A 9,236-nucleotide genomic window follows, 5' to 3' on the forward strand; every position below is an offset into this window, starting at 1 on the left:
CCTGATGGCTCTCAATGCACAAAAACAGAAGAAGAGGCACAAGGGAAGTTAGATAGTGGTGAATGGACAGTAATCCGTGGCTGAAAGGAGAAGATACAGATGCAACATAAACCATTCTTTAAGGGATACAAACCTGAGTTTCAGTTTAAACGTGATTGGAAAGAAGACTGGGATAACAACCAACTTAGGCATGAGACATTGAAACTATGTAATAACCCGATTCCAACCGATCCTTTTAAGTTTGGAGACCTAGAAATACATCATGTATCACATGTGTTGGATTCTGACAAACTTGAGTATTGGTTGCTGGAAGTAAAGCGTCTCACAGAACGCGCCGTAAGCCTTGAAATCGATGCGCGGTACTGGAAAGGTAAATATCTAGCAGTCTGTGAAGAGACAGCCAGAGAGAAGCAGAGAGCAGATAATATTAAAGAAAAGTACGACTCATTAATGTTGATGCTAAAAGAAGCTACTGAGGTAATGACATGGAGAAATACAGGCGATGGAGTAGATCAAGGAATTAAGATGATATACAGGTGGTTGTTAGAGAGAAGTCCTGAAAGCAAGTCAGATAAGATATGAGGTGGTATACATGTTACAAGAAGTAAGACAAGCGTTAGAACAGGACCACACAGCATTTCTCGCAGCTCTAAGAGAGATTGTAACCGGCAAGCGGTATTCCTCAGTAAGCACTAACCTCACATACTCACAGATAAAACAACTATGGCTAGCAACAGATGAGCAAAAACAGCAAGCAGCTCATGTAGCTCTTAACATACATCAAGTAACAGACACAAACCAAATGGACTTATACGACATATTAGGGAGGGGATAGTATGGGGCAGCTCTCAATCTTCAAACTTGACGAGAAAGAGACATGGAGACGTGTAGAGGAAAGGTTGGAGTCAGCCAGGCTTTATAAGCGATTCGGATTCATTCGACGGGAGATAAAAAATACTCCATCATATGAGCCTAAAGAATTTGGCAACACAAACGCTATATCAAAGCCCTGTGAAGATGTGGCCATATGGAACGTGGATCGAGAAGAACAACTGCAGCGTGATTATAGTCAAGTGATGAGTGCCGTAGGTAAACTCTCCCGGATTCAAAAGCACATTATAGACGAGAGATACTTAAACGACGAGGATGTAACAGACATAAACGTTTATGTAGAAATGCACATGTCGGAGCGCTCATATTATTACGCAAAGTCAAAAGCAATGAATCGACTAGCATTTGCGCTGCGCCTGGAAGTGTTCAGCGAGGATACTGCTTAAAAAGATTGCAGACTTTTTGCAGATATTTTGCAGAATCTTTGCAGGTCATTAGGGAAAAAAGGCATTAAGATAGTAATATAGACGCAAAGGCAAACGAGCCAGCACAGCCAACAACCTAAGGGAGCAACTGTGCAGCGTCTAAACTATGGTTTCTCCTCTTTCCTATATTGCCGCCTCTTAAAAGGAGCGGTATTTTACATTGCAGGGAAATATAACCTGATGTAAGATGTGGATGAGGGGGAGGTGATTTATATGGATTGGAAATGTAATTTTGCTGATGCTACAGAGATAGAAGAATTTTGTAAGATGGAAAATAACATCATGGAAATCTATTCATTATGCAGATCGCTTTATCTAACAGCATATGATGGACTTAAAAGGGATGAAGATGGATATGGAATGTATATCTCTGATGAAAAAATACTTATTCTTGGAAAAAGTGTTAAGAGAATATCCAAAGATGTTTCTGAAGTGTGCAGGATCGAGGAAAGTAAAGCTTATGAGCAATTGTTGATTGTATTAAAGAATAATTATGTAGGTACTGCAACTCGTAAAGAGATAGAGTCTCGTAGTTATGTAGAACGTGATTATTCTGATTCATTTCGTTATGGAACACATTACAATTTCAATGAAATCCCAAACTGGGGTGATTTCCTAAATCGAATGAACCAACTTATTAGTTCAGAGCACCTTTCATAGGGTGCTTTTTATTTCACTTGTAAAAAATAAATGTTGAAACCTCCCAGATATGATGGTCCTTAGCTTGCTATAATTAAAACTATTAAGCGTAGGAGGACGATTTTAATGCAGAAGAATAAAGAGAACATAGAATACATGTTGAAGACTGACGGCGATAGAGAAAGTGGAGAATATACTGGTCAGCTAATGCGATTCGGGGTGCTAGAAGAGGAATTCCCAGACGTGACTGACAATCATTATTGTGGGATTAAAGTCATGAGACAAGCATGTTATGACTATCTAAAGGGCAAAGGATACAGTGATGATTATGTAATAGTTCATTATTGTGTAAAGCCAGGAAGATCAGAAAAGGGAAATCCAAAAGAAGTGTGGACTTTAGGGGAGTTACAAAAGAACGAAAGAGATTAGAATCATTGTCGCCACTAGGCGGCTTTTTTTCTTTCCAAAACAACACTAACCAAAATATGGAGGTGGTGAGATGTGTAAATGATGGACAAGCACATATTAGCAGAGCAAGATTACATGCAGGGCCTGAAATACAAAGAGATTGCAGACAAATATGATGTTACACTCAACACAGTCAAGTCGTGGAAGCAAAGACATGGCTGGCAACGTAATAAGGGTGCACCCGATGAAAAAGGTGTGCACACAAACAGAAGGGGTGCACCCGAAGGTAACCAAAATGCTCTCGGGAACGATGGGGGTGCCCCTAAAGGAAACAGCAACGCCGTAACGCATGGATTTTTTCGTAAGTATCTGCCTAACGATACAGCCGAGATCATGGAGCAGATTGCTGAGCGATTACCAATTGACATGCTTTGGGATCAGATCATGATTCAGTATGCAGCTATACTAAGGGCGCAACAGATAATGTTCGTTGAAAGTAAATCCGAAATGATCAAAGAACTAAAGAAGGCTAAATACAAGTATATTGAGTGTGCCGAAGAAGATGGAGACGGTTATGAAAAAGTGGCTACTGAGGAAGAGTATGAGTTTCAGTTTGCTTGGGATAGACATGCTACCTATCTAAGCGCACAGAGTAGAGCCATGAGTGAGCTGCGGTCTTTGATTAGGCAGTATGAAGATATGTGCCGCCAAGGGAATGCAGATAAGGAACAGCAGCTTAGAATCAAGAAGTTGAAAGGCGAAGTCGCCGTACTTGAACAGAAGGCAACTAAAGATAACAGCAAGCCTATTGAGATCACGATCAAGCGAGCTGCGAAGAGTGATACCGATGGTTGAAAAAGAGGTTAACCCACACTTCGAGGATTTCCTGTTTGATTGGGCACTTAAATTTTACTTCCTTGTTGGTGGTTATGGTAGCAGTAAGAGTTACCATGTTGGCTTAAAGTTAATTCTCAAGTTGCTGAGTGAGAAACGGACGGCGCTAGTTGTTCGTGAGGTTTATGACACCCATCGAGACTCTACTTATTCGCTGCTTGAAGAAATTATTGTTGATTTAGGGTTAGATGGCATCGTAAAGCCAATGTCGTCACCTATGCATATCAGATTCCCTAACGGCTCCAAAATCATTTTTAAGGGTATGGACAAGCCCGCAAAACTGAAATCTATTCATAATGTGTCGATTATTTGGATAGAAGAGTGCTCAGAGGTTAAATATGAGGGTTTCAAGGAGCTTATTGGACGATTACGCCATCCTACCCTGAAGCTACACATGATCTTATCAACAAACCCTGTTAGTACAGGCAACTGGTGCTATAAATACTTCTTTAAAGACACCAAGAACAAAGTTCATGTGCTTGATGATCAGATTCTGTACAAAGAGCGAATTATAGTAATCAAAGACACCTATTATCACCATTCACTAGCTGATGACAATCTGTTCTTGCCACAGAGCTATATCGAACAACTGGAGGAATTAAAACTACATGATCCAGACTTACACAGAATAGCTCGGCGCGGTAGGTTTGGGGTTAATGGAACCAGAGTTCTGCCACAATTTGAGGAATGGGAACACAATAGGGTCATTGCAGCAATTGAGCGTATTAACGGACCTATTAAGCGAGTAGGCATGGACTTTGGTTTTGAAACGTCATATAACGCATTGGTAAGGCTTGCAGTGGATCATAAAGAAAAGATCCTTTATATCTACTATGAGTATTATAAAAACAAGATGACGGATGATAAGACGTCCCTAGAGCTTGCTGAGTTTAAGAAGACTGGGGAACTGATCAGAGCAGATAGCGCCGAACCTAAGACAATTACCTTCTTTAAACAGAACGGTTTTAACATAAGAGGGGCGAAGAAGTTCCAAGGCTCCAGGGCGCAGTATACAAAGAAGGTCAAACGATTCAAAAAGATTGTATGCTCAAGTAATTGCCCTAACGTCATAGAAGAATTGAAGGACTTAACATTCGCAGTCGATAAGCAAGGGGAAATCATCGAAGATGAGTTCAGTATTGACCCTCATACGCTATCGGCTATTTGGTATGCTCTGGATGATTATGAAGTAGCTGATCTTAAAGGTCACACAATTAATGTGAGTAGCAAAGTGGCATTGGGGGTGAGGTAAACATATGGCCATTATTCGAGATCGGGATCTCATACCGGATTTAAATGACATCCCTGTTGAAATGCTAGTCAGTTGCATAAATGAGCATCAGCAGGGCTTAGAGCGTCTTAATAAGCTGGACAAGTATTATAAGGGGAATCATGACATTTTAAACCGCAAGGACAGCATGACAGGTCTGCCAAATAACAAGCTTGTCGCTAACCATGCAAAGTACATTACTGACATAGCTACAGGATATGTATTAGGGAATCCGGTTAAATATGATGGATCGCAGATCGAGCCAATTACAAATGCATTCAAACTGAATGACATCGTAAGTCATGATAGCGAGTTGGGGAAAGACCTTTCTATGTTTGGTGTTGGTCGCGAGTTGTATTACATGTCCAGCGACGATGTGCCGGTTCCCAAAGTCACTGTTATTGATCCAAGACAGTTGTTCCTTGTAGTTGACGACACCGTAGAGTATAAGAGTATGTTTGCTCTTCATTACTATGAGCGTAAGGACATAAACAACAAGGTAATTGGCTACAAGGTTAATGTGTATACTTCAGAATTGATTGTGATTTATCATAGTACGAATCTAAAGGATTTTGAAATGGTAGACATTAAGGATCACTTCTTTGGTTCAGTTCCAGTAGTGGAATTTTGGAACAACGAAGAGCAGCAAGGGGATTATGAACAGCAGATAAGTCTACTTGACGCTTATAATGCACTCCAGTCGGATCGAGTAAATGATAAAGAACAATTGGTCGATGCACTGCTTAAGATTAAAGGGGTATCGCTAGGGGATGATACCGCCGAGGCATCCAAAACAATAAAGCTTCTAAAGGAGCTTAAAGTACTAGAGCTGCCTGAGGATGGAGAGGCTGACTGGTTAACAAAGCAACTTACGGAATCGGAAGTAGAAGTGCTTCGTCAAGCTATCAAGTCAGATATTCACGAGTTCTCGATGGTTCCTGATCTAACGGATGAGAACTTTGCATCCAATGTATCCGGTGTTGCTATGAAATACAAGCTCTTTGGATTGGAACAACTTGCTGTTACTAAACAGCGCTACTTTGTTCAGGGATTACGTGAGAGATTGGCAATGTTTGCACGCATCTTGTCTGTAAAGGGAAAGGCTGTAGATACGTCAGATGTCACTATAACGATGACTCGCAATTTGCCTGCAAACGATCTTGAGACAGCGCAAATAATTGCAACACTTGCTGGCTCAGTGAGTAATGAGACTTTGATTAAACTGTTGTCATTTGTGCAGAATGCCAAGGAAGAAATCGAAAGGTTGAATGCACAGAAAGACCAAGAAGTAAAGCGGAATCAACAAGCTTTTGGTATGCCGATGGATGGTGATCCTAACGAGGATGAAGCAGACGATGAAGCAGCAGCCTAATAGCTATTGGGACAAACGATCATCAGAACGCATGGCATCATACCAAAGGAATGCCGATAGGGTTATGGAGATTGTTGGGCATGCTTATGACAAAGCGCAGCGTGACATTCAGGACGAGATTGACCGTATTTTTAGTAAGTATGCTTTAGATGGCGGTCTAAGCCCAATTGAGGCAGCAGAGATGCTTAATGGATCGATTAGCCGTACCGAATGGCTGCGGATTAAAGATAAGATCAAACATGTTAAAGATCCTAAGATTAAGCGCAAACTGCTTAATCAACTTAATGCACCTGCATACAGCGCCAGAATTACTCGTTTAGAGGCTTTAAAGGCCAACACCTATATACAGTCCAAAATAATTGCAGACACTGAATTCAGGGCATCCAAGCGCGGTTACATCCATACAATTGACGAGGCGTATTACCGAACGATGTACGACATACAGCAGGGGCTTGGAGCAGGTTTTGAGTTTGCTTCTATGTCGACTACAACAGTCGAGACTATTTTAATGCGTCCGTGGAGTGGCAAACACTTTAGCAGCAGGATATGGGGTAACACTGACGCACTGGCCGTGCAGCTGAATGAGATAATCACAGCAGGCTTTATGAGTGGTGCCAGTACAAATAAGATGGTTGCAGAGTTGATGCAGCGAATGGGTATAGGAAAGTACGAGGCTAACCGGTTGATACGCACAGAAACAACCTATATGGCAAATGCGGCCGAGATGCAAAGTTATGAAGAAGCTGAGATCGACAAATATATGTTCCTTGCTACGCTTGACTCTAGGACATCTGAGCGCTGTCGTAAACATGACCTCAAGGTGTATAAAGTGTCAGAAGCAGTACCAGGCAAGAATATGCCGCCTTTGCATACCTTCTGCCGATCAACAACACGGGCTTATTTCGGTAAAGCACACCTTGCGCGTATTCAGCGACGTGCCGAAGATCCAAAGACAAGCAGGCCTAGTCTCGTACAAGGTGATATGACATATAACAAATGGCGTAAAAGCCTTGAAGCAGCGTGAAGCACTTTCAAATGAGAGTGCTTTTTATTATGTCTTTAAACGGTGGAGGTAATCGAGTGGATTTATTTAGGCTTTCTCTGAAGCTACTATGTGTGTTCTTTATAGCAGTTAATCATAGGCGCATTAAAAAAGAAATCGATAACAAAGAGTACGGAAGCGCAGTTCAGACGGGACTATTAGTAATACTTTGGATTTTTATTCTAATGGATTAAGTCACAATCGTCCAAAACGTGCTTATGACGTTAAAAGATGCATGGTAGATCAGCCGATGGGCGTTAAACAGGAGGATTATCATGTTAAAAACGAATCGTTATAGATTTCCGCTTAACATTCAGCTTTTTGCGGATGGTGAAGGAACTGGCGAAGGTGCAGCACTAGGCACAACAGAAGGTGCGGGACAAGATGGAGGGCAGGCAGGTCAAGGCGGCAAGGAACCTGATGGAGACAAGTCATTTACTCAAGCTGACGTAGACCGAATCATTCAGGATCGACTAGGCAAAGCACAGTCAAAGTGGGAAAAAGAATATCAGGCCAAGTTGGATGAAGCCAAGACAGAGGCAGAGAAGTTGGCAAAAATGAATACCGATCAGAAAGCTGAGTACGATCGACAGAAGCGTGAAGACGAACTTGCGACCCGGGAAGCTGAAATAACGAAACGTGAGCTTCGGGCAACTGCATTGGAGTCTCTTGCCGATAAGGGTTTGCCTAAACAGCTTGCCGATATCTTAGTTTATTCTGACGCAGACAGTACGAATAAAAGCCTGGAAGCTGTAGAAACGGCATTTCGCGCAGCTGTAGAATCAGGTGTTAATGAACGTTTGAAAGGTGATCCGCCAAAAGGTGGCGGCAGTAGCCAGCAGCCTAAAGGGTATGAAGCTGGGAAGTCAGTTGCGGAACAGCGAAATCAGAAAGGAAGTGGGAAGTAATGAACTTGAATCCACGGGTGAAGGAATACAGCTCTCAAGTTGAGATTTTATATTCAACAAAAGGAGCGATTGAAAAAGTTGGTGGAATCACAATGGATGGTACCAGGTTTACAGTTAACACACGTGTACCAGCAGGGACGGCAGTTAGTATCCAAGCAAATGGTCTTGCTAAACCTTGGGCTGATGCTGATACAGGGACGCCTTATCTGACAAATCATGATGTGGTAACAGCAGATGTTACTACATCAAATGTTGTTGTGGGCGCATGGGCAGAGGCTTTGGTTGTTGGAAGCAAACTTAATGGTGTAACACCAGCATTTAAAACGGCTGCAGGTGGCCGATACCGATATTACTAATTTCGCTCAAATGAAGAAAGGGTGTAGTCAATGGGGATCTTATCTCTTGATCAATTTAAACAACCAACATTTTTAGGTTACATCGAAAATCGCATTCTTCCGAAAAAATACTTGTTAAAAGAAATAAGTGACTTTGATACAACATACGATTTGTCCTTTGATTATGATGTTTTTACTCAGACATATGCTCCGAGTGCTGCAATTACTGGCTGGAACGCTGGTGCACCGTTGCGGGACAAGCAAGGACTTAAAACGTTGACTCAGGAAGTTGCAAAGATCCAGCATGGGTTCCGTTTGGATGAACGGGAGCAATTGAAATTTACAAATCCCCGTGTTGAAGCTGAGCGAGAACGGGCAATTCAGAAGGTTTATGACCAAACGGATAGACTTATCGAAGGCGTGAATGATACGGAAGAGTGGATTCGCGCACAAGCAATTTACCTCGGCACTATAACATATAATGCAAACGGAGTTAAACTTGATGTCAACTTTAACTTGCCAAGTGTAACTAACGTAGCTAATGCTTGGAGTAATCGCGCAACGTCCACACCTTTGGATGATATCCGAGGTGCAATTCAAGCATACAAAGATACTAATGCGGGACAGGCACCTCGTTATATTGATTTATCCGGCAGCGTACTACTTGATCTTGCACTCAGTCAGCAAGTTCGCGGTGCCATCTTTGGCGTTAATAATGCAATGCTTCCAACTCGCGAGCAGGTAGAAGGTTTGATTGGACAAGTTGCAGATGCTGCAATTTCAATTCGTGTTAATGATGATCAGATTTCCTTCGAAGGGACAGTCACACGGTTACTCCCAGTTCGTACGGTCGCTCTGCTTGGCGAAAAACCAATTATTACTGTCCATGGACCTACAGTAGAAAAGAACTTTGAGCCAGGTGTTTATGTGCTTCCGAAAATCGAACAGGGACCGCCACCACAAGAGGAAGTATACGTAGGTGAATCGGCATTTGTTGGTATTCAAAAACCATCTCAAATCTATCGTTTATCAGTTTAGTGGAGGTATAATAT

Annotated in this window: 12 protein-coding genes; all 12 read left to right on the forward strand. The window is 42.0% G+C overall.

Features of this window, described 5'->3' with window-relative positions; translation table 11 throughout:
• The first annotated feature begins 99 nt into the window (after window positions 1-99).
• Window positions 100-582 carry a hypothetical protein gene (locus tag MH117_RS04980; RefSeq protein WP_239327526.1) on the forward strand — a complete coding sequence of 161 codons (483 nt, stop codon included), beginning with the start codon at window positions 100-102 and terminating at the stop codon, window positions 580-582.
• 10 nt (window positions 583-592) lie between these two features.
• Entirely contained in the window at window positions 593-835 is a 243-nt protein-coding gene (locus MH117_RS04985) for a hypothetical protein (RefSeq protein ID WP_239327527.1), read from the forward strand.
• A gap of 1 nt (window position 836) precedes the next feature.
• Window positions 837-1,277, forward strand: a complete 441-nt coding sequence (locus MH117_RS04990; protein WP_239327528.1) for an ArpU family phage packaging/lysis transcriptional regulator — start codon at window positions 837-839, stop codon at window positions 1,275-1,277.
• A gap of 252 nt (window positions 1,278-1,529) precedes the next feature.
• Complete coding sequence (locus MH117_RS04995) at window positions 1,530-1,976, forward strand: hypothetical protein (protein WP_239327529.1); 447 nt, start codon at window positions 1,530-1,532, stop codon at window positions 1,974-1,976.
• A gap of 105 nt (window positions 1,977-2,081) precedes the next feature.
• Window positions 2,082-2,384, forward strand: coding sequence for a hypothetical protein (locus MH117_RS05000; protein WP_239327530.1), 303 nt, complete (start codon window positions 2,082-2,084; stop codon window positions 2,382-2,384).
• 78 nt (window positions 2,385-2,462) lie between these two features.
• Window positions 2,463-3,218 carry a phage terminase small subunit gene (gene terS, locus MH117_RS05005; protein WP_239327531.1) on the forward strand — a complete coding sequence of 252 codons (756 nt, stop codon included), beginning with the start codon at window positions 2,463-2,465 and terminating at the stop codon, window positions 3,216-3,218.
• Window positions 3,211-4,509, forward strand: a complete 1,299-nt coding sequence (locus MH117_RS05010; protein ID WP_239327532.1) for a PBSX family phage terminase large subunit — start codon at window positions 3,211-3,213, stop codon at window positions 4,507-4,509. The genes terS and MH117_RS05010 overlap by 8 nt, the downstream gene beginning before the upstream one ends.
• A 4-nt stretch (window positions 4,510-4,513) precedes the next feature.
• Window positions 4,514-5,899, forward strand: a complete 1,386-nt coding sequence (locus tag MH117_RS05015; protein ID WP_239327533.1) for a phage portal protein — start codon at window positions 4,514-4,516, stop codon at window positions 5,897-5,899.
• Window positions 5,871-6,923 carry a minor capsid protein gene (locus MH117_RS05020; RefSeq protein ID WP_239327534.1) on the forward strand — a complete coding sequence of 351 codons (1,053 nt, stop codon included), beginning with the start codon at window positions 5,871-5,873 and terminating at the stop codon, window positions 6,921-6,923. Before MH117_RS05015 ends, MH117_RS05020 begins: the two co-directional genes overlap by 29 nt.
• 293 nt (window positions 6,924-7,216) lie before the next feature.
• Window positions 7,217-7,849 (forward strand): DUF4355 domain-containing protein, encoded by a 633-nt coding sequence (locus MH117_RS05025; protein WP_239327535.1) that lies wholly within the window; start codon window positions 7,217-7,219, stop codon window positions 7,847-7,849.
• Window positions 7,849-8,205 (forward strand): hypothetical protein, encoded by a 357-nt coding sequence (locus MH117_RS05030; RefSeq protein ID WP_239327536.1) that lies wholly within the window; start codon window positions 7,849-7,851, stop codon window positions 8,203-8,205. Before MH117_RS05025 ends, MH117_RS05030 begins: the two co-directional genes overlap by 1 nt.
• A 30-nt stretch (window positions 8,206-8,235) precedes the next feature.
• Window positions 8,236-9,222, forward strand: a complete 987-nt coding sequence (locus tag MH117_RS05035; protein WP_239327537.1) for a major capsid protein — start codon at window positions 8,236-8,238, stop codon at window positions 9,220-9,222.
• The last annotated feature ends 14 nt before the right edge of the window (window positions 9,223-9,236 follow it).

The sequence above is a fragment of the Paenibacillus sp. ACRRX genome (assembly GCF_022346885.1).
Classification (GTDB): domain Bacteria; phylum Bacillota; class Bacilli; order Paenibacillales; family Paenibacillaceae; genus Paenibacillus_B.